The 21,553-nt window shown below is 63.6% G+C and carries 22 protein-coding genes; 13 read left to right on the top strand and 9 right to left on the bottom strand.

The features are described 5' to 3' along the window. Positions 1-274: 274 nt before the first annotated feature. Positions 275-532: a hypothetical protein gene (locus tag XI03_RS18635; RefSeq protein ID WP_038947524.1), complete on the bottom strand. Its 258-nt coding sequence runs from the start codon at positions 530-532 to the stop codon at positions 275-277. A gap of 148 nt (positions 533-680) precedes the next feature. On the opposite strand from XI03_RS18635, the gene XI03_RS18630 reads away from it, so the two are divergent. Continuing rightward, entirely contained in the window at positions 681-1,667 is a 987-nt protein-coding gene (locus XI03_RS18630; RefSeq protein ID WP_271592890.1) for a tripartite tricarboxylate transporter substrate binding protein, read from the top strand. Positions 1,668-1,737: 70 nt separating this feature from the next. Here the strand turns inward: XI03_RS18630 and XI03_RS18625 are convergent, their stop codons facing one another. Beyond that, complete coding sequence (locus XI03_RS18625; RefSeq protein WP_271592889.1) at positions 1,738-4,356, bottom strand: autotransporter outer membrane beta-barrel domain-containing protein; 2,619 nt, start codon at positions 4,354-4,356, stop codon at positions 1,738-1,740. 311 nt (positions 4,357-4,667) lie between these two features. Here XI03_RS18625 and XI03_RS18620 point away from each other — a divergent pair, with 311 nt between their 5' ends. After that, positions 4,668-5,015, top strand: coding sequence for a hypothetical protein (locus XI03_RS18620; protein ID WP_028140073.1), 348 nt, complete (start codon positions 4,668-4,670; stop codon positions 5,013-5,015). 68 nt (positions 5,016-5,083) lie between these two features. On the opposite strand, the gene XI03_RS18615 is transcribed toward XI03_RS18620, so the two are convergent. The 3 genes from XI03_RS18615 to XI03_RS18605 are packed head-to-tail and all read right to left on the bottom strand — an operon-like array spanning position 5,084 to position 7,208. Beyond that, positions 5,084-5,911 (bottom strand): adenylate/guanylate cyclase domain-containing protein, encoded by an 828-nt coding sequence (locus XI03_RS18615; protein ID WP_028140074.1) that lies wholly within the window; start codon positions 5,909-5,911, stop codon positions 5,084-5,086. 59 nt (positions 5,912-5,970) lie between these two features. Continuing rightward, positions 5,971-6,438 carry a YbaK/EbsC family protein gene (locus XI03_RS18610; RefSeq protein WP_028140075.1) on the bottom strand — a complete coding sequence of 156 codons (468 nt, stop codon included), beginning with the start codon at positions 6,436-6,438 and terminating at the stop codon, positions 5,971-5,973. A gap of 38 nt (positions 6,439-6,476) precedes the next feature. Continuing rightward, complete coding sequence (locus XI03_RS18605; protein ID WP_028140076.1) at positions 6,477-7,208, bottom strand: haloacid dehalogenase type II; 732 nt, start codon at positions 7,206-7,208, stop codon at positions 6,477-6,479. A gap of 195 nt (positions 7,209-7,403) precedes the next feature. Here XI03_RS18605 and XI03_RS18600 point away from each other — a divergent pair, with 195 nt between their 5' ends. Further along, positions 7,404-9,167, top strand: coding sequence for a caspase family protein (locus XI03_RS18600; RefSeq protein WP_271592888.1), 1,764 nt, complete (start codon positions 7,404-7,406; stop codon positions 9,165-9,167). Positions 9,168-9,629: 462 nt separating this feature from the next. On the opposite strand, the gene XI03_RS18595 is transcribed toward XI03_RS18600, so the two are convergent. Then, positions 9,630-10,064 (bottom strand): winged helix-turn-helix transcriptional regulator, encoded by a 435-nt coding sequence (locus XI03_RS18595; RefSeq protein WP_271592887.1) that lies wholly within the window; start codon positions 10,062-10,064, stop codon positions 9,630-9,632. A gap of 86 nt (positions 10,065-10,150) precedes the next feature. Here XI03_RS18595 and XI03_RS18590 point away from each other — a divergent pair, with 86 nt between their 5' ends. Beyond that, positions 10,151-10,885 carry an SDR family NAD(P)-dependent oxidoreductase gene (locus tag XI03_RS18590; RefSeq protein WP_028140078.1) on the top strand — a complete coding sequence of 245 codons (735 nt, stop codon included), beginning with the start codon at positions 10,151-10,153 and terminating at the stop codon, positions 10,883-10,885. A gap of 64 nt (positions 10,886-10,949) precedes the next feature. On the opposite strand, the gene XI03_RS18585 is transcribed toward XI03_RS18590, so the two are convergent. Further along, positions 10,950-11,834 (bottom strand): amidohydrolase family protein, encoded by an 885-nt coding sequence (locus XI03_RS18585; protein ID WP_271592886.1) that lies wholly within the window; start codon positions 11,832-11,834, stop codon positions 10,950-10,952. A 323-nt stretch (positions 11,835-12,157) separates the two neighbouring features. On the opposite strand from XI03_RS18585, the gene ykgO reads away from it, so the two are divergent. The 3 genes from ykgO (at position 12,158) to XI03_RS18570 (ending at position 13,453) form a co-directional block, all read left to right on the top strand. Further along, positions 12,158-12,283, top strand: coding sequence for a type B 50S ribosomal protein L36 (ykgO, locus tag XI03_RS18580; protein WP_006611362.1), 126 nt, complete (start codon positions 12,158-12,160; stop codon positions 12,281-12,283). A gap of 107 nt (positions 12,284-12,390) precedes the next feature. Next, complete coding sequence (locus XI03_RS18575; protein ID WP_038947517.1) at positions 12,391-13,023, top strand: tetratricopeptide repeat protein; 633 nt, start codon at positions 12,391-12,393, stop codon at positions 13,021-13,023. 169 nt (positions 13,024-13,192) lie between these two features. Further along, positions 13,193-13,453, top strand: a complete 261-nt coding sequence (locus XI03_RS18570) for a hypothetical protein (RefSeq protein ID WP_028140081.1) — start codon at positions 13,193-13,195, stop codon at positions 13,451-13,453. 112 nt (positions 13,454-13,565) lie between these two features. Here the strand turns inward: XI03_RS18570 and XI03_RS18565 are convergent, their stop codons facing one another. Next, positions 13,566-13,748 carry a hypothetical protein gene (locus XI03_RS18565; RefSeq protein ID WP_152103589.1) on the bottom strand — a complete coding sequence of 61 codons (183 nt, stop codon included), beginning with the start codon at positions 13,746-13,748 and terminating at the stop codon, positions 13,566-13,568. A 343-nt stretch (positions 13,749-14,091) separates the two neighbouring features. On the opposite strand from XI03_RS18565, the gene XI03_RS18560 reads away from it, so the two are divergent. Continuing rightward, positions 14,092-15,048: an alpha/beta fold hydrolase gene (locus XI03_RS18560; RefSeq protein ID WP_271592885.1), complete on the top strand. Its 957-nt coding sequence runs from the start codon at positions 14,092-14,094 to the stop codon at positions 15,046-15,048. A gap of 558 nt (positions 15,049-15,606) precedes the next feature. Next, positions 15,607-15,816, top strand: coding sequence for a hypothetical protein (locus XI03_RS18555; RefSeq protein WP_212429181.1), 210 nt, complete (start codon positions 15,607-15,609; stop codon positions 15,814-15,816). 337 nt (positions 15,817-16,153) lie between these two features. Here XI03_RS18555 and cycA read toward each other — a convergent pair whose 3' ends face one another. Next, positions 16,154-16,549, bottom strand: a complete 396-nt coding sequence (gene cycA / locus XI03_RS18550; protein WP_271592884.1) for a cytochrome c-550 CycA — start codon at positions 16,547-16,549, stop codon at positions 16,154-16,156. Positions 16,550-16,829: 280 nt separating this feature from the next. On the opposite strand from cycA, the gene XI03_RS18545 reads away from it, so the two are divergent. From XI03_RS18545 to XI03_RS18530, 4 genes are all read left to right on the top strand, one after another. Beyond that, on the top strand, positions 16,830-18,323 hold the full coding sequence (locus XI03_RS18545; protein WP_028140084.1) for an FAD-linked oxidase C-terminal domain-containing protein: 1,494 nt from the start codon (positions 16,830-16,832) through the stop codon (positions 18,321-18,323). A gap of 71 nt (positions 18,324-18,394) precedes the next feature. Next, entirely contained in the window at positions 18,395-19,633 is a 1,239-nt protein-coding gene (locus tag XI03_RS18540) for an FAD-binding protein (protein WP_271592883.1), read from the top strand. Continuing rightward, the gene (gene glcF, locus XI03_RS18535) at positions 19,630-20,952 is read left to right on the top strand and encodes a glycolate oxidase subunit GlcF (RefSeq protein ID WP_271592882.1); all 1,323 of its coding nucleotides are present in this window, start codon (positions 19,630-19,632) and stop codon (positions 20,950-20,952) included. Before XI03_RS18540 ends, glcF begins: the two co-directional genes overlap by 4 nt. 84 nt (positions 20,953-21,036) lie before the next feature. After that, positions 21,037-21,432: a histone gene (locus XI03_RS18530; RefSeq protein WP_271592881.1), complete on the top strand. Its 396-nt coding sequence runs from the start codon at positions 21,037-21,039 to the stop codon at positions 21,430-21,432. The last annotated feature ends 121 nt before the right edge of the window (positions 21,433-21,553 follow it).

The raw sequence follows: 21,553 nt of genomic DNA, 5'->3' as shown, positions 1-21,553 counted from the left end.
CCCAGGCCATTCTAATCCGGCGCGCTAATACAAGGGTGGGCAAAGCGAAGCGTGCCCACGTCTTCGCCCGAGGGGATCACAAGTGTCTCGATATCGGCGCGCACAGGGAGGCACTCTTCCTTTGGGTCGGGGAGGGGATATGCGGGACATCGCAGGACATTTCGGAGAGTGATCGTGGGCACGGCGCGCGAAGAGCGCGCCTTTGCCCACCCTACGGCAGCTCGCTGGAAAACTATCGTAGGGTGGGCAAAGCGGAGCGTGCCCACGGCTTCGCCTACGCTACCTTCACGCCGTCGATCGCGACGATACGCAGGCTTGGCTTCAGCGTTTCTTCCAGCTGCGACTTCAATTCGTGAACGCGAGGGTCTCTCGAACGCTTCGCACAAACCGCATATTGATGGACCGATTGCGCCAATGCGCGGCGCGCTTCCGGCGTACGCGTCACTTCGGGCCTTGCAAGCCGCAGAACGATCGCGGCGAGATTCACCAGCATCTCGTCCAGGGCGACATCGATGGTTCCAATGTTTGGCATCACGAACTCCCTCAAGAGGGCAACAGCGGCTCCAGGCATGCGTTCCGGGCCCGGCCGAACATGGCTAACGCTTCGTAAACGTCTTGTTCTTGCCGATCGCGGCGCTAGGCTGGGTGCGAAACAAGAAAATTCGGGAGAGGGACCTGCCATGGATCGACGCGACGTCCTGCGCGCCGCTGCTGCACTGCCGTTGCTGCGCGCTGCGTTACCCGGACCGGCCTTCGCGCAAAGCTACCCCGCCCGCAACATCACCATGATCGTGCCGTTTCCCGCGGGCGGACAGGCCGATCTCGCCGCGCGGCCGGTGGCGATGGCGCTGGAGCGGATCCTCGGCAAGGCCGTCATCGTCGACAACCGTGCCGGAGGCGGCGGCGGCTCGGTCGGCAATGCCGCGGCGGCACGCGCCGAGCCCGATGGCTACACGCTGCTGATGACGCTGTCCTCGCTCGCGGTGCTCCCCGAGGCCGACCGGCTGTTCGACCGTCCCGTCGCTTACGAGGTCTCGCAGTTCATGCCGATCGCGCGCGTGCTCGCCGATCCCACGCTGCTGGCGGTGCCGGCCTCCGCGCCATGGAAAACGGCGCAGGATTTCGTCGAGGACGCGAAGAAGCGGCCGGGTCAGATCACCTACGGCTCGTCAGGCCCTTACGGCACGCTGCATGTGGCGATGGAGATGTTCGCCAACAGCGCCGGCATCAAGCTGCTGCACGTGCCGTTCCGTGGCGCCGGTCCCGCGCTCACCGCAATCCTCGGTGGGACCGTGCAGGCGATCGCCGCCGCGCCGGGGACGCTGAAGCCGCAGGTCGACGACGGCAAGCTCCGCGTGCTCGGCAATTGCGGCGCCCAGCGCATCACGAGCTTTCCCGATGTGCCGACCTTCCAGGAGCTCGGCTACAAGGACGTCGAGATGTATATCTGGGCCGGGCTGTTCGCACAGAGCTCTCTTCCCGCGCCGATCGCGACCCGCCTGCGCGAGGCGATGGCACAGGTGATGGCGAGTCCCGAGGTGCTCAAGGCCTTCGAAACCTCGGGCAGCCTCGTCGCCTATCAGGATGCGCCGGCCTTCGCCGAATTCGTCGCGACCAACAGCAAGCGGCTGATCGCGGCGGTGAAGAAGATCGGCAAGGTGGAGTAGGGCTTCGCTTCAAGTTGTCTGTTTAAGCATGATCTTTCGGAAAACCGCTGCGCACTTTTTGGATCATGCTTTAGAATTCGCTGCGGACAACGCCCCGAAGGGTATGCCGGTCATATCCCGGCGCGAACGCGCCCTCGTAGGATGCCTTGAACGATGTCGCGGCCGTGAGGTCCCATCGGATCTCGGCACCGGTGAGCGCCACCGTGCGCGCGCGCTCGACGCCGGTGATCGCGAACGGAATGCCGGGCGCGCCTTCGAGCGCAGCGGTAATGGTTGCTGCGTTGCCGGAAAACTCATGGCGTACGGCAAGGGTCGCGCCGAACTGCGCCGCGTGACCGTTCGGCATCATCATGCGGTGATGGGTGCGCAAGCCGGCCGTGCCGTAGCCGACGTCGAAGCTGCCGGCGCGCACCAGCTGATTGACGCCGGGCGCGCCGGTCTCGGAGAAGCTGCCCTGGCGCGTTGAATACCAGTCGGCCTTGGCGAACGGCTCGGCCGCAAAACCCCATCCGGTCTCGAAGGGACGTGCGATGCCGAACGACGCGGCAAAGGTATTCGCCCGCGAGGAAGCCGTTGCAGTCTGTCCCAGGAACGAGATCGTGCGGGAGGATTCCAGCGCCGCGAAGGAATAGCTGATGGCGGATGCGAGATTGAATCCTCCCGCTTCACCGCGTGCGTAGAAGCCGGCATGGCCGGCATTGGCGTCGATGCGGTCGGCCCGGCCCGCCATGCGCAACTGACCGGTCGATGCGCCGATCGCAAGGCCGGCCGTGAAGCCCGGCAGGTTCCAGAGATCGGCGCCGAGGGCCGCGCCGCCAACGGCCGTGCTGGTCCCGAAAGCAATGTTGCTCGCCGCCACCTTGTCCCAATTTCCGTAGCCGCCGAACCAGACGCTCTGCACCGGTGCAGCGCGGCGACCCCGCAGCGCCTTGCCGATCGGGTCCGCCGGCGCCTCGGCGTAAGCTGTGGCTGACATCCGCACGCTCTCGCCGCGCGACTGCGTGCCGGCGTTCCACATGAAGCTCTGGAACATGTCGGCCTGGTCCGCGGTGAAGCGGCGACCGTCGGCGTGAATCTGCCCGGCGAGATCGTCGAGGCCGGCCTTGATGCCTGATGTATTGAGCGCGGCGAGCGTATTGATCGCGGTGCCGAGCGGACCGGATGCGCCGCCGGACTGCGCCTGATCCAGCGCGCCGGCCACCGCCGTCTGGTTCGGGGTCAGGCCCGACAGCGTTCCGAAGCCGCCGATCTGTTGCAGAAGGAAGTAGACATTGTTGGCATCGTAGCTGAGTTGCCCCGAGACCAGCGGGCTGCCCGAGGTCGTGAGCGTCGCGAACGTGCCGGTGACGCCGCCGGTCGCGGTCAGGATCGTATATTGGGTGTTGGCGAGGAAGCCCGCGCCGAGCGGCACGATCTGCACCGTGCCGCCATTGAGCGTCGCCGTCCCGGTCGCCGCGATCTTGTCGGACTGGCCGCCGGGATTGATCTCGACCTGAAAGGTCGAGCCGGCGTTGAAGGTCACGTTGCCGCTGACGTTGAGGGTCCCGATCGAATTGCCTGAAACGACCATGCCGCCATTGTTGACGACGATGCCGCCGACCGTGCCGGTGCCGCCGAGATAGCCGCCGTTAACGGTGACGACCGATGGCAGCGTGCCGTTCACGATCAGGCCGCCCGCGTCCACCGTGGTGGCTCCGTTGAAGGCGGTGGTGCCGGTCAGCGTCCAGACCGAGGTGCCGGTCTTTGTCAGTTGCTCGAACTCGTCGAATTGAAGGCCGGCTCCGAGATTGCCGAGATCGAACGAGGCGCTGCCGCTGCTGCCAAGGTTCAGCGTGTCGGTGCCGGTCCCGCCGCGAACATTTCCGGTGATCGTCGAGCCCGGGGCGAGGCCCAGCAGGTCATCGCCTCCGGACAGGTCGATCGCTCCGCTGCCGCCGCCGGAGATGGTTCCGGCATTGAGGACAGTGTCGGTGCCGGAAGAGCCCTGGATGGCGATGAAGAAGCCGCCCGAAATCGTGCCGCCATTGATGAGGGTATTGCCGCCGGCAATGAGCTGCACGCCGGTATGGCCGCCGCCGATCGATCCACCCTGATAGACAAGGACGACATTGTCGCTGGACGTGCCGCTGATCCGCAGTCCCGTCGTGTTTCCTCCGGTGCCGACGACCGTCCCGCGAATGTTGACGAGATTGCTGTTCGAATTGTCGATGACGATGGCCGCTTCGGCGTTGCCCGTACCTTCCGCGATCCCGCCAGCCGCGATCGTCACATTGTTGTGGCTTGATCCGTTGGAGAGCAGCACGGCTCCGCTGTAGGTCGAAGCTGTCGCCTGATCGTTGACGGTGACATGCGAAGCGATGGTGCCGTCGAACACGATCGCGGGAATCCCGGCGCCCGGCAGGAGCGACGTCAAGGTACCGTCGCCGACGTTGACCGTGACGTTGCTGCCGCCGGTGGCGTTGATGTGGTCGGTGTTGCCGAGGCCGGTGCAGGTCGCGACATCGCCCGAATTGAGCGCGCCAATCGTGCCGGTGCCGGCCACAGTGCAGGCCGCGAGCGCCGGGACGGTTGTAAGGACGGGCAGCGCGGCAAGCACCAGCGGCGCCAGCGCCGCAGTCACGAGCAGCCTGTTACGCAGGATGGCGGCCGTTGTGGTGTTTTGCGCACAGGCCGGTATTGCAGTCGGCATCGACGGATTCCCTCATTCCAGCGCAATTGCTAGCGGGGCCGTCGCCGCGGTTCTTGGCGTTATGCGAAATGCCCTATGGCCAAAGGCGCAAGCCCGCCGGTTTGCGCTGGCCCTGTTGCGGCGGTGCCACGGACCGTGGCGCCGCATGTCGTCCGGGCAAGTGGACAACAGCGCAGGGGATGACGTTGCGGGCAACCCGATATTTGGGGTGAATTGGGTCCGAAGCCATTTTCACATTTTGTTGTTGGTTCAGAACCGGGTCCTGCCTCATTGATTGATGAAAATCGACTGGAATCGAGAAGGATCGGGACATGCGAACAGAGCGGATTGCGCTGGGTGTGGCGCTCGCGGTCGGCGGCATCGTCGCGCAGGGCGCTGCATTCGCCCAGGAATATCGCGGCACCATGGAACAGCAGATGGCATGTACGCCGGACGTCTGGCGTCTGTGCAGCGACCAGATTCCGGACGTGAGCCGGATCACCGCCTGCCTGCAGCAGAACACGCCGCAGCTGTCGAGCGGCTGCCGCGCCGTGTTCCAGTCCAACAACCAGATGCCGCCGCAGCAGCAGGTCCCGCGCAATCGCGCCGCACCGCCGCCGCGCTATAACAATGCGCCGCCGCCACCTCCGCAGCGTCCCTATGACGATTACGACGATTAGGCTCTGAAGAGAGCAGGATCCGGAAAATTGCGCAGCGCGAGGCGCGACGATGCGGTCGTGCCGCCGGGTCAGCGCTCGGTCTTGCTGTCCGATTCAGGTTGTCCAAGCACCATCCGCAGGACGACACCGAAGAGAATGGCTGCGACCGGCCAATGGAACCAGATCTTGTTGCCAGTGAAAAGATTGATCAGAATCAGGAAGGCCGACACCGTGAGGGCCGCTGCCAGCGGGCGGGGCAGCTTTGCGAGCCAATCCGAGACGACATTCGTCGCCGAAGACAGCTCGCGCCTGTCGTCCATCCGCGGAGCACGCGCTCGCTCTGAGGGCGTTGCGCTTGCCTCGATCGGGACGCTTCCCGGCACCGCCGTTTGGCTACCCAGGGTCAGCCGATAGCTGGTCAGGGGCGCGATGTTCTTCAGGGGACGCTGGCCGAGACAGTCGAAGCCAACCGACAATTTGTTGTGCACCTGGTCGTAGACGGAGCTCGAGATCACGACGCCGCCGGGCTCAGCGAGCTCTTGCAGCCGCGATGCGATATTGACCCCGTCGCCATAGATGTCGGAGCCGTCCACCATCACATCGCCGAGGTTGATGCCGATGCGAAACCGCATCGGGCTCGCCTGAGGCGCGTCCGCAGCCTGACTAGAGATTTCCTGCTGAATCTCGACCGCGCATTGCACGGCCTCGACGACGCTGGCGAACTCGGCGATCACGGCATCGCCCCAGGTATTCACGATGCGGCCGTCATGGCGCTCGACCAATCGCGCGATGGCGGTGCGGTAGCGGCGGAGCGTCTCCAGCGTTCCGGTCTCATCCGCTTCCATGAGACGAGAATAGCCGTACACGTCAGCGCACAGCACGGTGGTCAGTCGTCGTTTCACCTTGTCGTCGGTCATCGGCGCCATGCTAGCCTCCCTGATCGGCAAATGCATCAGGGATCGTATCCGGTGCCGCCTTACGGCCGGACCTCGCAGACATCGACCCATTCGGCGGCGGTCAGCTCGGCCATCCGGTCGGGCGTGATGCGCACCGCGCTGTGGGTCGAGCCGGCGGCCGGGACCACGACGTCGAAAGCCTTCAGGGAGACGTCGCAATAGATCGGCAGCGGCGACTTCAGCCCGAACGGGCAGACGCCGCCGACCTCATGGCCGGTGATGTCGGCGACCTCCTCCAGCCCCAGCATCTTCGGCTTGCCGCCGAACTGCGCCTTGACCTTCTTGTTGTCCATGCGCGAGGTGCCGGCGGCGACGATCAGGATCACGCGTTCGCCGACGCGCAAGCTCAGCGTCTTGGCAATCATTCCGGGCTCGACCCCGTAGGCTTCGGCCGCCAGCGGCACCGTGGCCGAGCTGATCGGCGATTCCATCACTGTGATGTCGGGGGCTTTCTCGGCGAAAAAGGCGCGAACGGATTCCAGGCTCATTCCGGGCAGCTCATTTCAGACTTTGCGGGCGGCGATGCCTAAGCAATCATTGGCAGCTCGGAGAGCGCGCGGACGCGGTGGTCCGGCGCAAAGCCAAGCTCGTCCATCTGGGTGCGGATCGCCTTGAACATGGTGAGCGGTGCCATGAGTTCGTTCTCGACGCAAGCCAGCGCCATCGCTTCCGGTGTCACCCGCTCGATCCAGGCGACGTTCAGGCCGAACGACTTTGCTCCCGCCACGTCCCATGGATTGGAGGACACGAACAGAGTCTCGCTCGGTGCGGTGCCGAGCACTTCCCCGATCAGCAAGTAGGCCTCCGGGCTCGGCTTGAAGATCTTCTTGGCATCGACGCTGATGGTGGCATCGAGCAGACGATCGAGGCCGGAATTGCGCACCAGTGCATTCAGCATGTCCGGGCTGCCGTTGGAGAGGATAGCGAGCTTACGCGGCTTGAGCGCTGCAAGCGCGCTTGTCGCGTCCGGATAGAGGTCGAGATGCAGATATTTCTCGATGACGCGCTCGAACGCCTCGCTCTCATAGGCCAGCCCGAGCACGCGCAGCGTATAGGCCAGCGAGTCGCGGGTGACCGCGGTGAAATCCTGGTAGCGCTGCATCAGCGAGCGCAACCAGGTGTATTCGAGCTGCTTGATGCGCCAGACCTGCGTGATGATCTCGCCATAGCCGGGAAACGCATCCTCGGTGACCTCAGCCACCGACTGGATGTCGTAGAGCGTTCCGTAGGCGTCGAAGACGACGGCTTTGATGGTCATCGGCTGTCCTTCCGGGATCGTTGTGGGCACAAGAACTCCGCTTGGGGGAGTACGCGTTGTCGTCAGCTTACCAAGGCACAGCGGAAGTTTGCCAAACTGCAGGCACGGCATCGAAGTGTGATCAGCATCACAGAGCCAATGCTTGCCTTTCATCAGGCTCGACGTAGGCTGCGCACACTTTGATCGGGGCCTACAATGGGCGCTCTTCGCTGGTTTTCATTATTCTTTTTCATCTGGCTGACCTGCGGTTCGGCGCAGGCCGAGCGTCGCGTGGCGCTGGTGATCGGTAACTCGGCTTATGAAAAGGTCGCGCGGCTCGGCAATCCTTCCAGCGACGCTGCACTCGTGGCGGAAACCTTGAAGGCTGCCGGCTTCGATCTTGTCGACCTGCGTCATGACCTGAAAGTAGCCGATATGAGGCGGGCGCTGCGGGACTTTATCGAACAGTCCCGCGATGCCGAGGTTGCGGTCGTTTACTATGCAGGTCATGGCATCGAGGTTGATGGGGTCAATTATCTCGTCCCGATCGATGCTGTCCTCGAACGTGACACTGACATTTATGACGAGGCAATGTCGCTGGATCGGGTGTTGGTCGCTATCGAGCCTGCGAAAAAGCTGCGGCTGGTGGTTCTTGACGCATGCCGTGACAGCCCGTTCTCGAAGGTGATGAAGCGGACCCTCGCTTCCAGGGCGATTGGGCGCGGCCTCGCAAAGGTAGAACCGTCAGGCCCCAACACCCTGATTGCCTTCGCATCGAAGGCAGGTTCAACAGCGCTGGATGGTGACGGCAAGAATAGTCCGTTCACGGCGGCGATGGTTCACCACGTCACCAAGCCGGGCCTGGATCTGCGAAAGGCTTTTGGTTACGTCCGCGACGAAGTTTTGAAGTCTACCGCCAACCGGCAAGAGCCATACCTCTACGGCTCACTTGGAGGCGATGATCTATCGCTTGTCCCGGCAGTGGCGGCGCCGTCACCAACAGGACCGCAGGCGGATCCGCAGACGGCAATCCGAAGGGACTACGAACTGGCGCTGCAACTCGGCACCCGCGATGGCTGGGAAGCCTTTCTGTCTCAATATCCGGATGGTTTCTATGCCAACCTTGCGAGAGCGCACGCGAAAAAAATCGCTGCAGAAGAGGCGCGGGCAGCTGCCGCTGAAAAGGCGAGGCTAGCGGAGCAGGAGAGGGTTCGACTTGCCGCAGAAGGTGCAAGACAGTTCGAGATAGAAAAAGCAGCTGCGGCTGCCAAGGCAGCTGAAGAGGCCCGCATCGCTGCCGAGAAGGTCAAGCAGGTCGAGCAGGACAAGGCTGCTGCCGCTGAAAGAGCTCGTCTGACGGCCCAGGAGAACGCGGCGCGGGAACTCGCAACTCGAGAGAATGCCTCGCGAGAAAAGAACCAGCAAGTCGCTGCTCTACCACCTCCCGTCGAGACGGAGCAGATCAGTGCCGACACAGCTCGCGCGCTGCAAGCCGAGCTACGTCGCGTGGGATGCAATGTGGGCGTTGTCGACGGCGTTTGGGGTGAGCCCTCGCAGAAAGCCCTCGACCTCTTCAACAAGCACGCTGGCATGAAACTGAATGTGAGCGTCGCCACTACCGACGCGCTGGACGCCGTCAGAAACAAGGGCGGGCGAATCTGTCCGCTGACTTGCGAGAACGGCTACCGCGCAGAGGGGGACCGCTGCACGAAAATCACCTGCCGCAAGGGCTACGTCCTGAACGACGAGAATGAGTGCGAGAAGAAGGGAGCATCGCCTGAAGCAAAGAAAAAGCCAGAGCTGCAGCACCGCGAAGCAAGACCCTCTTCGTCCTCCGCCGTCACGCGCGCTGATGCGGCTCTATCTAACGGCACCTACCAGAAATGCATGGGCCCCATCACGGGATGTTATGCAAGGGCTATCCAGCAGATGGATCCGCAAAGAGCCAAGATCTGGTGCAGTCGGCAGCCGACGTGCTGAATCACCAAGGCGGAGAAAAATGAAGGTTGCTCGTGGTCAGGCTATCGTCGGCGCAGTCGCGTTTCGAACTCGCATCGGCTCAAATGGATGGAGTCGTTCCACGGTCGAGGCGCAAAGCGTATGCTCTCAATGATCGATTTGCTTTCTCAGTTCAAATTCTTGGGTAAAGTCTGACTTGACACTGAAACGAGGGGGCCGGGTGATGTCGAGGATTTTTGCAGTTCTTTTTGTTGTGATGTTTCCGCTGGTGTTTGCGGTCGAAGCGAGGGCTCAGGTGCACAGTCCAGCAGCCAAGATGAGCTCTGACAACGGACAATGTCCCACCGGCAGTTGCGCCATGGACGGTTCGGCTTTTGCAAAACACCGCAAATATTGTTCGCCAGCCAACTGTCTGAACAACCGTTTTAAGAGGAAGCAGACGCAGAGGTAGAGGTTGCATGGCGTTCGATGCAACCATTCAAGCTAGCCAGTCGGCTGACGTCCTCGCCGCGGCCAGGTCGCGCGCTCGGCGAAGACCTGGCTGACCTCCGCCATGTGCTCGGTGCCCCACGTGCAGAGCGGCACGAGAGCCTGGGCCAGGCTGTGACCCAAGGGAGTGAGGCTGTAGTCGACCCGCGGGGGCACTTCCCTGTAGTCGGTCCGCTTCACGAGACCGTCAGCCTCCAGCTCCTTCAACTGCTGGATCAGTACCTTGTCGCTGACGTCGCGGATGGCGCGGCGGAGCTCGCCGTAGCGGGTCGGGCCGTCCTGGGCGACGAAGTACAGGATCAGCGGCTTCCACTTGCCGGCGACGACCCGCAAGGTTGCATCTAAGCCGCAGGTGAAGCCGGGCAGAGTCGGCGTGCAGCTCTGGACCGGTGTTGGAGACTGCGCAGGCGGGAAAGTCGTGTCTGACATTTTTTTGGGTACTTACCAAAAGGTGCATACTTGTCGATAGGTGGGTATGCCGCCAGCTCAGTGCAACCTCAGTGAAGGAGCACATCATGAGCAGACTACAAGGCAAGACGGCAGTGGTGACCGGCGGCGGCACCGGCATCGGATTTGGAGCGGCGAAACGGTTCATCGACGAAGGCGCGTTCGTCTACATCTTCGGGCGGCGGCAGGAGCAGCTCGACGCCGCCGTGGCGAAGCTCGGATCCTCGGCGCGCGCCGTCAGGGGCTCGGTGACGGATCTGGCCGACCTCGACCGGCTCTATGAGACGGTGAAGAAAGAACGCGGCGGGCTCGACATTCTGTTCGCCAATGCCGGCACCGGACTATTCGCCCCGCTCGGCGAGATCACGGTCGAGCATTACGATCACATCTTCGACGTCAATGTGAAGGGACTGGTTTTCACGGTGCAGAAGGCCCTGCCCCTGATGACGAAGGGATCGTCGATCATCCTGACCGGTTCGAGCACGGGCGTGATGGGGACGCCGCAGTTCAGCATCTACAGCGCGACCAAGGCCGCGGTTCGCAATCTGGCGCGGAGTTGGGCGCAGGATCTGCGCGGCACCGGCATCCGCGTCAATGTGCTGTCGCCGGGGCCGACCAAGACGGAGCTGGCACTGGAGATCGTCGGAGAGGAAGCCTTCGACGCGCTTGGAAGCACGACGCCGCTCGGTCGCGTGGCAGCCCCGTCGGAGACGGGCGCAGTCGCCGCGTTCCTGGCTTCGTCGGACAGCAGCTTCATGACCGGCAGCGAGGTGTTCGTCGACGGAGGCCTCGCTCAGATCTGAGAGATTTGAGCATGAGGGCTTCGGTTACCCGAAGCCCTCATGCGCGGCGCTGATGAGAAGCGCTTCAGATCCCCAGCAGTTTTCGCGCGTTGGCCTTGAGCACCTTCGGCCGGATCTCGTCGCGGATCTCGATCTTGGCGAAGTCCGACAGCCAGCGGTCGGGCGTGATGACCGGCCAGTCCGAGCCGAACAGCATCTTGTCCTGCAGAATCGAGTTGATGTAGCGCACCAGGATCGGCGGGAAGTACTTCGGCGACCAGCCGGACAGGTCGATATAGACGTTCGGCTTGTGGGTCGCGACCGACAGCGCCTCTTCCTGCCAGGGGAAGGAGGGATGCGCGAGGATGATCTTGAGGTCGGGGAAATCAGCCGCGACGTCGTCCATGTACATCGGGTTGGAATATTTCAGCCGCATCCCCATGCCGCCGGGCATGCCCGAGCCGACGCCGGTCTGGCCGGTGTGGAACAGCGCAACCGCGCCGCCATTGTTGATCTCCTCGTAGAGCGGATAGGCCATGCGGTCGTTGGCGTAGAAGCCCTGCATGGTCGGGTGGAATTTGAAGCCGCGCACCCCGTATTCCTCGATCAGCTTGCGCGCCTCGCGCGCGCCGAGCTTGCCCTTGTGCGGGTCGATCGAGACGAAGGGGATGAGGACGTCGAGATGGTCGGAAGCGGCCTCGATCATCTCGTAATTGTTGTAGCGGCGGAAGCCGGTCTCGCGCTCGGCGTCGACCGGGAAGATCACCGCGGCGATGTTCTTGGAGCGGTAATAGGCCGCGGTCTCCTGCACCGTCGGCGGATGCTTGTTCGGCGACTTGAAGTATTCCGCCATCTGCGCCTGGAAATCGTCATAGCCGTCGTCGGGGTGGCAGCCGCAGGGCTCCTCGGCGTGGGTGTGGATGTCGATGGCGACGACATCGTCAATGTTGGGCAGCTTCAGCTTCGGCATGGGTTTCCTCCCGACGGGTTGCCGAATTGATTATATCATATAACGAATTTGGCAAGGCGTCGTCGACAAGGCGTCGTCGAAAGGTCTGATTCCCCAGCGATGAATCGGGCCGATTCGGCCGCTTCGACTGTGCATGGGGTTGTTTTCGCGAATTTGCCGGTTCGGAACCGGGCAGTTAACATTGACATCACCTCCCGCCATGCCTTAAGAACCGCCCCGTCCCGGGCGGTCGTCCGCCGGCGGGAAAAATCTCATTTTGCCACATTCGCGCGTGCCGAAACGGTAGTGCCGAACACGGCCTTTCGAACGTTCAGGATTCCGCCATGAAGGTCCGTAACTCGCTGAAATCGCTGCGCGGTCGCCATCGCGCCAACCGCCTGGTCCGCCGCAAGGGCCGGGTCTATGTGATCAACAAGGTGCAGCGCCGCTTCAAGGCTCGTCAGGGCTGATATTGCCCTGCCGGACGCCCGCGCGCGCCCCGCAAGACCACGGTCTCACACGAGTTTGACGCCGCCTTTGCTTTGCAAGGGCGGCTTTGCGCGTTTAGACTTCGACCATGGCAGTGAGATTCCTCTTCGCGCGCACCTTGTGTCTGGCCCTTGTGCTGGGAACCTCCGGCCTTGCTCCGGCCCTGGCACAGCAGGTTGATCCACCCGGCAAGCAGAAGAAGCTCCCGGAAGCGCCGGCCAAGCTGCCCAAGGTCGATCGCAACAAGAATCTCGAATTCCTGTTCGGCGCGTTGAAGGCGGCGCCCGACGAGGCCAGCGCCAAGCATGTCGAGGCGCGGATCTGGGCAATCTGGCTCCAGACCCCGAGCGACACCGCCGCGCTGTTGATGGCCCGCGCCAAGACCGCGGTCGACGCCAAGAAGATCGAGGTCGCGATCAAGCTGCTGGATTCGGTCATCAAGCTGAGGCCCGACTATATCGAGGCCTGGAACCGGCGCGCCACGCTCTACTACATGCAGAATGACTATGGCCGTTCGCTCGCGGATATCCAGCAGGTGCTGATCCGGGAGCCGCGCCATTTCGGCGCGCTCGCGGGCCTCGGCATGATCATGCAGGAGGTCGGCGACGAGAAGCGCGCGCTCGAGGCCTATCGCAAGGCGCTCGCCGTCAATCCGCACCTCGAAAAGATTCCCGACCAGGTCAAGGCGCTGACCGAGAAGGTCGAAGGCCGCGATATCTAGAGTACGATCCGGAATAGTTCGGGAGGATCGTGCTCGCGCAATAGCGGATAGTTTGATCATCTTCCGAGCGATGGCGCCTTACGTGGGTTAACCACGATTGGAAGCGCGGCATCGTGAGGACTATTGCCGGCGCCGCCAGGGGCCTACCTGCATGGCAGGAGCAAAAGCCATGAAGCGTTTGATCTTTGCGGGTAGCTTGCTGCTCGCGTCGGGGACGGTGAGCTTCGCCGACGGACTTTTCTGGGTGGTCGGCAACCGCGCCACCGGAAAATGCAACATCGTGACCAGCAATCCGGTCATCATCGGCGATATCTGGTTCGGCGACGGTCCCTACAAGTCGAGGGCCGATGCCAAGCTTGCCCGTTCGACGATCCGCGCCTGTCCCGCACTTACCCCGGACGAGGAAAAGGACGAGGACGGAGCGAACTAGTCTGCGTGCCAAGCATGATCCGGACCCGAAGGGCCGCGTTCGCGAAAAGTGTGCAGCGGTTTTCCGACGAGATCATGCTCGATAGAGAGCCTAAAGTGCGGTCCACCGCACTTTAGTGCAGAGCGTTGCCGCCGCGCTCGACCAGGCCGCGATCGGCGGCTGCGGCGTAAGCCTTTGCAAGCTCCGATTCCAGGTGCTCGTTGATCAGCAGCAGCGCCCGCAGGGCACCGCGCAGATCGCCGTTGCAGCTCGCCACGATCTCGTCGATCGCAGTGTCGTTCGATCTGAAGCTCATCGAAAATCCTCCGGTTCAAATCAGGACAAATCCTGCCGGTCTTTCCCGCATCCCCTGAGGTTGCCCTGGGGCCTGCGAGGAGGATCGGCGCCCACCCGCGCCTAGATGGCGGAACCGACCATGGCGATTATAAGGAAGCCGCGATGACGGCCCCATGAAGCTGTTCCGAGGCTTGCGCGCCCTCCTGGAATGTTGTTGATTCCATTGAGTTTTCACGTTCTTCAATTATGCACATATCCACAGCCCCGGCAGTTTTGGCGCAAATCCGGAAAGCCGGCGGAGCGAAACTGCCACCCGTAACGCCCGTAACTGCCCTGTGCCCAGGATCACCCGGATTCTCTCCATGATCGTGATGTCAGTCGTGACGGCGCTGGTTCTGCTGGCGCTGGTCACGCAGGCTGGAATCGTCGCCGTGCAGCGCGCCTTTCCGCCGCAGGGCGGGATGGTCGAGGTCGACGGCGCGACGCTTCACGTCGTCGATATCGGTCCGCGCGATGCAGGCCTGCCGATCGTGATGCTGCACGGCGCCAGCTCCAATCTCGAAGCGATGCGGCGCCCGCTCGGGGACCTGCTCGCCAAGGATCATCGCGTCATCCTGGTCGACCGTCCCGGCCATGGCTGGAGCACGCGCGCGCGGCGCCAGGATTCCACGCCGCAGATCCAGGCCCGGATGATTGACGAGGCGCTTGGCAAGCTCGGGATCGATCGCGCGATCTTCGTCGTGCATTCCTGGAGCGGCGCGCTCGGCGCGCGGATTGCGCTCGATTATCCCGGCCGCGTCGCCGGCCTGGTCATGCTCGCCCCCGTCACCCATCCCTGGCGCGGCGGTGTCGGCCGTTACAATGAGTTCATCGCAACGCCGGTGATCGGTCCGCTGCTCGCCTACACGATCACCCTGCCGCTCGGCTATTTCGTCGCTGAGGCCGGCGCGCGCAACGTGTTCCTGCCGCAGATGATGCCGGATGGATTCGTGCAGGATTCCGCGACGCCGCTGCTGCTGCGCCCGCGCGAGTTCATCGCCAATGCCTATGATCTGGTGACGCTGAAGGAGGCGGTGACTGCGCAAGCCGCGCGCTATGGCGAGATATCGGCGCCAGTCACGATCATTGCCGGCGAGCCCGACAAGACGGTGAAGACCAACATCCACGCCCGCCCGTTCGCAGCCATGGTGCCGAATGCGAAGCTGATCGTGCTGCCCGATCTCGGCCACATGGTGCAGAACGCCGTGCCGGAGCTCGTGAAGACGGAAATCGAAACGATGATCGGGAAAATCGCCCCGGCGCAGGCGTCCGCCGATTAGAGCGTCTTCGAGCGATGTGGCTGCTCCCGTAGAGCTCTCGTAGGGTGGGCAAAGGCGCACTTGCGCCGTGCCCACGATCTGCGTGTGACTGGGGAGGATTCGTGGGCACGTCGCGCAAGAGCGCGCCTTTGCCCATCCTACGGGACCGTGCCTGTGTCGGCCCCTGTCAATCCGCTCCGCTAAAAATATTCCACTTTACCGAAATTCGGTTTCGGCGTATGTGTCGTCCATCCCGGCTTGACCTTGAGGGGCGATCGCGCGTCGTCACGTTTCGCGAGCCGGACTTGCGGTGGACGCGGCAGCGTCGGCACGAGAGGCGCGGGCAGGGCGGGTCGTCCCTGTGAGCCCGAAACCGCGTGCAGACGAGCGACGCTGAACGCGTACGGCAAAACCGTGTGGTCCTGGCCGTCGTTGCTACGGTCAAGTCTTGCGAAGGTGCGAGCGAGCCCAACCGGGCAGACTGCATCATCCAATTCGCGGGGCGAGGGAGGCCAGAGGGAACTCGGCTCCGGGGAGAGCACGGCATAAGCCGTCCGACCACCGCGCAGGGAAGGCCGAGTGATCGGCACCACCTGTATGCTGCTGTGCGGTTCTTCCTGCGTGCGCTTTTCGCGCAGCGGACCGCGGGTGCGAGCCGGCACCCGGCCTTCCCTGCGCCCTCTTGGCTATGAGGGTGGCGAGATCAAGCAAAGCTCGGGCGAAATCCGCCGCGAGGACGAGAAGGCATGTCCGCGACTTGAACTGTGTGCCACAATCTCGATCTCGTAGGGTGGGCAAAGCGCAGCGTGCCCACGCCTTGTTGCTCATGGAGGGAGATCGTGGGCACGGCGCTACGCGCCTTTGCCCACCCTACGGCACTGCAGCTGGGATGTGCATTGGAGCATCGCGATGCCGCCTCATACTCGTCATTGAGGGGCTCTTGCGACGAAGCAATCCAGAGTCTTTCCGAGGAGGGATTCTGGATTGCTTCCACCTTTGCCGAGGCTTCGGCGGACAAGTCGCGGCGCTTGCAACGACGCCGTGAAGAAAACGCATCAAACAAAAAGCCGCAGCTTCGGTTCTGACCCGGTCAGAACCGAAGCCGAAGCTGTCGACGGATCCGTGCTTACTGCTTGATCTTCCCGTCCTTGTCGAACTGCGCGACATAGGCCCAGAGATTGTTGATCTCGGTCTCGTTCTTGATGCCGGCGAACGCCATCTTGGTGCCGGGGATCTTGGCCTTGGGGTCCTTGATGTATTCCTTGAACACGGCCTCGTCCCAGGTGATGCCGGAATTCTTGTTCGCGTCCGTGTAGCTGTAGCTCTCGACCGTGCCCGACTTGCGGCCGTTGAGACCGTTGAGCTCGGGGCCGACCTTGTTCTTGGCGCCTTCGCCGATCGCGTGGCAGGCCAGGCATTTGTTGAACGATGTCTTGCCGGCCGCGACATCCTGCGCCATCGCGGCGGGTGCGGTGGCAATCATGGTGAGGATCGTCAGTGCGCCAAAAGTCAGTTTTGTCATCGGATGCTCTTCGTCTCTTCCCTGGTGGGTCTGGCCTGGTCAGTCTCTCGCCGGATCGGCAATCGCCCGACCTGCCGGTTTTGGCAGGCCTGCTCGGCTTGGACAAGCCACCAAACCATGACAGGTTTCATGATTTCCGACTTGTCCCAGAGCGAACTGGCGAAAGATGGCCGATCCGACTTTCGGATGGCCTACCCAAACACCCGCGGACGTGATTGATTTGCCGAGACAAATTGATCGTGCGGCGTGAGCCGGAAAGATATGCCATGAAGGATTTGATATGGCCATCATGATGCCTGCGAGCGACCAGGCGGTGCTCGCGCGCCGCGCCGAGATCGTTGCTGCATTGCGCGCGATCGTGCCCGGCGAGGGCGTGATCGATACGCCTGCCGAGATGCGGGCCTATGAATCCGACGGGCTGACGGCCTATCGGCAGCCGCCGATGGTCGTGGTGCTGCCCGATACGACCGAGCAGGTCTCGCTGATCCTGAAATATTGTGCAGGGCAAGGTATCAAGGTGGTGCCGCGCGGCTCCGGCACATCGCTATCAGGCGGGGCGCTGCCGCTCGAAGACGGCGTGCTGCTGGGGCTCGGCAAGTTCAAGCGCATCCGCGAGATCGATTTCGACAATCGTGTCGTCGTCACCGAGCCCGGCGTCACCAACCTCGCCATCAGCCAGGCGGTCGCCCATGCCGGCTTCTATTACGCGCCCGACCCGTCCTCGCAGATCGCCTGCTCGATCGGCGGCAATGTCGCGGAGAATTCCGGCGGCGTGCACTGCCTCAAATACGGCATGACCACCAACAACGTGCTCGGTTGCGAGATCGTGCTGATGAGCGGCGAGATCCTGCGCATCGGCGGCAAGGGGTGCGAGAATCCGGGCTACGATTTGATGGGCGTCATCACCGGCTCGGAAGGGCTGCTCGGCGTCATCACCGAGGTCACGGTGCGCATCCTGCAGAAGCCGGAGACGGCGCGCGCCTTGATGGTCGGCTTCGCCGAGGTCGAGGCCGCCGGCGAATGCGTCGCGCGCATCATCGGCGCCGGCATCATCCCCGGCGGCATGGAGATGATGGACAAGCCGGCGATCCACGCCGCCGAGGCCTTCGTCCATGCCGGCTATCCGCTCGATGTCGAGGCGCTGCTCATCATCGAGCTCGACGGCCCCAAGATCGAGGTCGACGAGCTGATCACGCGGGTCGAGACCATTGCACGAGGCTGCGGCTCGGTAACGCTGCAGATCTCCAATTCGGAAGCCGAGCGCAATCTGTTCTGGGCCGGCCGCAAGGCCGCGTTCCCGGCGGTGGGGCGCATCTCGCCCGACTATCTCTGCATGGACGGCACAATTCCCCGCGGCGCGCTGCCGAAGGCGCTGGCGCGCATCCGCGAGCTCGGCGAAAAATACCAGCTCGGCTGCGCCAACGTGTTCCACGCCGGTGACGGCAATCTGCACCCACTGATCCTCTACGATGCCAACAAGCCCGGCGAGATCGAGCGCGCCGAAGCCTTCGGCGCCGATATCCTGCGCGCCTGCGTCGAGTTCGGCGGCGTGCTCACCGGCGAGCACGGCGTCGGCATCGAGAAGCGCGACCTGATGCCCGACATGTTCAGCGAGATCGACCTCAACCAGCAGCAACGGCTGAAATGCGCCTTCGATTCGCAAGGCCTGCTCAATCCCGGAAAGGTATTTCCGACCCTGCACCGCTGCGCCGAGCTCGGCCGCATGCATGTGCATGCCGGCAAGCTGGCGTTTCCTGATTTGCCGCGGTTCTAGCGTCGGTCGCTGCGCCTCGCTGCAACGCGCCAAATTTGCTTTCCGTTCTAAACTTGGATACCGGCTGAGTCGTGGATACGCTTAAGGTCAGAGACGCCAAAGACGTCGAAGAAGTGGTGCGCGCGGCGATTGCCAATGAGCAGCCGCTCGAGATCATCGGTCATGGCTCTAAGCGCGGCATCGGCCATGCCATGGCGACCAACGCCGTGCTCGACCTCTCCGCGCTGAACGCCGTCACTTCCTACGAGCCGAACGAGCTGATCATCACGCTCCAGGCCGGTGCGCCGCTGGGCGACGTGCTGTCGCTGATCGACGCCAAGAACCAGCAATTCGCGTTCGAGCCGATAAACACGGCGCCGCTGCTCGGCACGCCCGTATCAGGGACCATCGCCGGCATGATCGCGGCCGGGCTCGCCGGTCCGCGGCGGATCAGGGCGGGCGGGGCGCGCGACCATTTGCTCGGGGCGCACGCCGTCTCGGGCTTCGGGGACAGCTTCAAGACCGGCGGCAAAGTGGTGAAGAACGTCACCGGCTACGACCTCTGCAAGTTGCTCGCGGGGTCCTGGGGCACGCTGTCTGTCATGACTGAGGTTACGTTGAAGGTGATGCCCAAGCCCGAGGCCGAGCGGACGCTGCTGCTAAGCGGCCTCGACGATGCCGCCGCCAACAAGGCAATGACCGCGGCGCTCGGCTCGCCCTTCGACGTCTCCGGTGCGGCGCACCTGCCGAAATCGGCGTTCCGGGCCAAGACCGACGGGCTTGGCGATCTCGCAGGCCAAGGCGAGGCCCTGACCGTGCTGCGGCTCGAGGGTATCACGGCCTCGGCCGCCCATCGCGCTGGCTCGTTGCGCGAATTGCTGGCGCCGTTCGGAACCGCGACTCTGGTCGAGGACGCGGCGTCGGCCGCGCTGTGGGCCACCATCCGCGACGTGCTGCCGTTCGCGGCCAGCGGCGCGCTCGGCGCCTGGCCGGTCTGGCGGATCGTCTGCCCGCCGGCCTCAGGCGCTGCGCTCGGCACGCAATTGGCGCGGGAGACGGGCGGCGACGTGATCTATGATTGGGGCGGCGGGCTGATCTGGGCGGCATTGCCGCCGAAGGGCGACGCGCATGCTCCGGCGGTGCGGATGCGTGCCAATGCCGTCGGCGGCCACGCAACGCTGATCCGGGCGGCCGAGGATGTCAGGCGCGATGTCGACGTCTTTCATCCGCAGGCGCCGGGCATTACCGCCCTGAGCGAGCGGGTGCGCGCCAGTTTCGATCCAAAGGCCGTTCTCAACCGGGGCCGCTTGAGCCGAGGCGCTGTGGCATGAAGACCGAATTCTCACTCGCCCAGCTTGCCGATCCGGACATCGCGGAAGCCGACAAGATCCTGCGTGCCTGCGTCCATTGCGGCTTCTGCACCGCAACCTGTCCGACCTATGTGCTGCTCGGCGACGAGCTCGATAGCCCGCGCGGCCGCATCTATCTGATCAAGGAGATGCTGGAGAAGGACCAGACGCCGACGGCGGAAGTGGTCAAGCATGTCGACCGCTGCCTGTCGTGCCTGGCCTGCATGACGACCTGCCCCTCGGGGGTGAACTACATGCATCTCGTCGACCAGGCCCGGGTCAGGATCGAGCAGCGTTATGAGCGGCCCCTGGCTGAGCGGCTGCTGCGCCAGGTGCTGGCCTTCGTCCTGCCCGACCCGCAGCGTTTTCGCGTGAGCATGGTGCTGGCGCGGGTGGCCCGTCCGCTTGCCGTTTTCCTGCCGACGCCGCGGCCCTCGGCGACGCCCGGCCTGGTCCAGCGCATCAAGGCGATGCTGGCGCTGGCCCCGCACCGGCTGCCGCCGCCGGGCCCCGCCGCCGGCAGTGTGTTCGCGGCGCTCGGCAAGAAGCGCGGCCGGGTCGCGCTGCTCCAGGGCTGCGCCCAGCAGGTCCTGGCGCCGCGCATCAACCAGGCGGCCATCAGTCTTCTCACCCGCCATGGCGTCGAGGTTGTCCTGGTCCGGGACGAACAGTGCTGCGGCGCGCTGACCCATCACCTCGGCAACGATCAGGATGCATTGGCGCGGGCGCGAGCCAACGTCGCGGCGTGGCGGAAGGAAGCGGCCGGTGAGGGGCTCGACGCCATCCTGGTGACGGCGTCCGGCTGCGGCACAGTGATCAAGGACTACGGCTATCTGCTGCGCGAGGATGCTGCGTTCGCCGCCGATGCGGCGAAGGTGTCCGCGCTCGCCAAGGACATCACCGAATACATCGCCGGCCTCGCACTCGAGCCGACTGCGCGACAGGACAACATCGTCGTCGCCTATCACTCGGCGTGTTCGTTGCAGCATGGGCAGAAAATCACGGGCCTTCCGAAAGAATTGCTTTCCAAGAATGGATTCGTGGTGAAAGATGTACCGGAGAGCCATTTGTGTTGCGGTTCGGCGGGGACCTACAACATTCTCCAGCCCGAGCTTGCGGGCCGATTGCGCGATCGCAAGGTCGCCAACATCGCGAGCGTCAAGCCGGACATGATTGCCGCGGGCAATATCGGCTGCATGGTGCAGATTGCCAGTGGCACGTCAGTTCCGGTCGTACACACGATTGAGCTTCTCGATTGGGCTACGGGCGGGTCGCGGCCGGCATTGAACGCGCAAGTTTGAGCTTTCAAGCCTGAGCTTTCCTCCGGAGGCGACGGTAGAACGACGCCCGATCGACCATTGTTCGTCGACAACAGGAGGACCACGATGGCGAAAGCGAAGAAGAAAAAAAGCAAGAAGGCCAAAAAGGCGAAGAAGGCTGTAGCGGCGAAGAAATCCGCGAAGAAGGCAGCCAAGAAGTCCGCGAAGAAGTCTGCCAAAAAATCCACGAAGAAAGCTGCCAAGAAAGCCGGCAAGAAAGCTTCGAAGAAGGCCGCTCCAAAGAAGGCCGCCAAGGCTGTGAAGAAGCCAGCCAGGAAAGCAGCCAAGCCGGCTGCACCGAAGAAGGCCGCGAAGAAAGCGGCACCGAAGAAGGCGAAGGCAGCTCCCGCGCCGAAGCCGTCAGCGCCGTCGCCAGCTCCGGCTCCCGAGCCGGCCGCCGAGACGAGCTGGGCGATGCCTTCGTCTTCTGCGGAAGCGGCACCGGCCGAGGGACAAGGCTAGGTCCCATCCAGCGACCGCGATCGCAAACAACAGGGAAGGCCGCTGCGGTGACGCTGCGGCCTTTTTGCATCGCCGCAGGGCCTCCGGAATCCTCCCGTTCACGGCGCCTGTTTGATTCGTC

This window comes from Bradyrhizobium sp. CCBAU 65884 (genome assembly GCF_028128835.1).
Classification (GTDB): Bacteria; Pseudomonadota; Alphaproteobacteria; order Rhizobiales; family Xanthobacteraceae; genus Bradyrhizobium; species Bradyrhizobium ottawaense.
The sequence above is the reverse complement of the archived record's forward strand: the minus strand, read 5'-3'. Positions and strand labels throughout refer to the sequence as shown.

Bases quoted from the DNA above. Each gene is read 5' to 3' on its own strand.
- XI03_RS18635 (WP_038947524.1), bottom strand. From the start codon at position 532: ATGCCAAACATTGGAACCATCGATGTCGCCCTGGACGAGATGCTGGTG.
- XI03_RS18630 (WP_271592890.1), top strand. From the start codon at position 681: ATGGATCGACGCGACGTCCTGCGCGCCGCTGCTGCACTGCCGTTGCTG.
- XI03_RS18625 (WP_271592889.1), bottom strand. From the start codon at position 4,356: ATGCCGACTGCAATACCGGCCTGTGCGCAAAACACCACAACGGCCGCC.
- XI03_RS18620 (WP_028140073.1), top strand. From the start codon at position 4,668: ATGCGAACAGAGCGGATTGCGCTGGGTGTGGCGCTCGCGGTCGGCGGC.
- XI03_RS18615 (WP_028140074.1), bottom strand. From the start codon at position 5,911: ATGACCGACGACAAGGTGAAACGACGACTGACCACCGTGCTGTGCGCT.
- XI03_RS18610 (WP_028140075.1), bottom strand. From the start codon at position 6,438: ATGAGCCTGGAATCCGTTCGCGCCTTTTTCGCCGAGAAAGCCCCCGAC.
- XI03_RS18605 (WP_028140076.1), bottom strand. From the start codon at position 7,208: ATGACCATCAAAGCCGTCGTCTTCGACGCCTACGGAACGCTCTACGAC.
- XI03_RS18600 (WP_271592888.1), top strand. From the start codon at position 7,404: ATGGGCGCTCTTCGCTGGTTTTCATTATTCTTTTTCATCTGGCTGACC.
- XI03_RS18595 (WP_271592887.1), bottom strand. From the start codon at position 10,064: ATGTCAGACACGACTTTCCCGCCTGCGCAGTCTCCAACACCGGTCCAG.
- XI03_RS18590 (WP_028140078.1), top strand. From the start codon at position 10,151: ATGAGCAGACTACAAGGCAAGACGGCAGTGGTGACCGGCGGCGGCACC.
- XI03_RS18585 (WP_271592886.1), bottom strand. From the start codon at position 11,834: ATGCCGAAGCTGAAGCTGCCCAACATTGACGATGTCGTCGCCATCGAC.
- ykgO (WP_006611362.1), top strand. From the start codon at position 12,158: ATGAAGGTCCGTAACTCGCTGAAATCGCTGCGCGGTCGCCATCGCGCC.
- XI03_RS18575 (WP_038947517.1), top strand. From the start codon at position 12,391: ATGGCAGTGAGATTCCTCTTCGCGCGCACCTTGTGTCTGGCCCTTGTG.
- XI03_RS18570 (WP_028140081.1), top strand. From the start codon at position 13,193: ATGAAGCGTTTGATCTTTGCGGGTAGCTTGCTGCTCGCGTCGGGGACG.
- XI03_RS18565 (WP_152103589.1), bottom strand. From the start codon at position 13,748: ATGAGCTTCAGATCGAACGACACTGCGATCGACGAGATCGTGGCGAGC.
- XI03_RS18560 (WP_271592885.1), top strand. From the start codon at position 14,092: ATGATCGTGATGTCAGTCGTGACGGCGCTGGTTCTGCTGGCGCTGGTC.
- cycA (WP_271592884.1), bottom strand. From the start codon at position 16,549: ATGACAAAACTGACTTTTGGCGCACTGACGATCCTCACCATGATTGCC.
- XI03_RS18545 (WP_028140084.1), top strand. From the start codon at position 16,830: ATGGCCATCATGATGCCTGCGAGCGACCAGGCGGTGCTCGCGCGCCGC.
- glcF (WP_271592882.1), top strand. From the start codon at position 19,630: ATGAAGACCGAATTCTCACTCGCCCAGCTTGCCGATCCGGACATCGCG.
- XI03_RS18530 (WP_271592881.1), top strand. From the start codon at position 21,037: ATGGCGAAAGCGAAGAAGAAAAAAAGCAAGAAGGCCAAAAAGGCGAAG.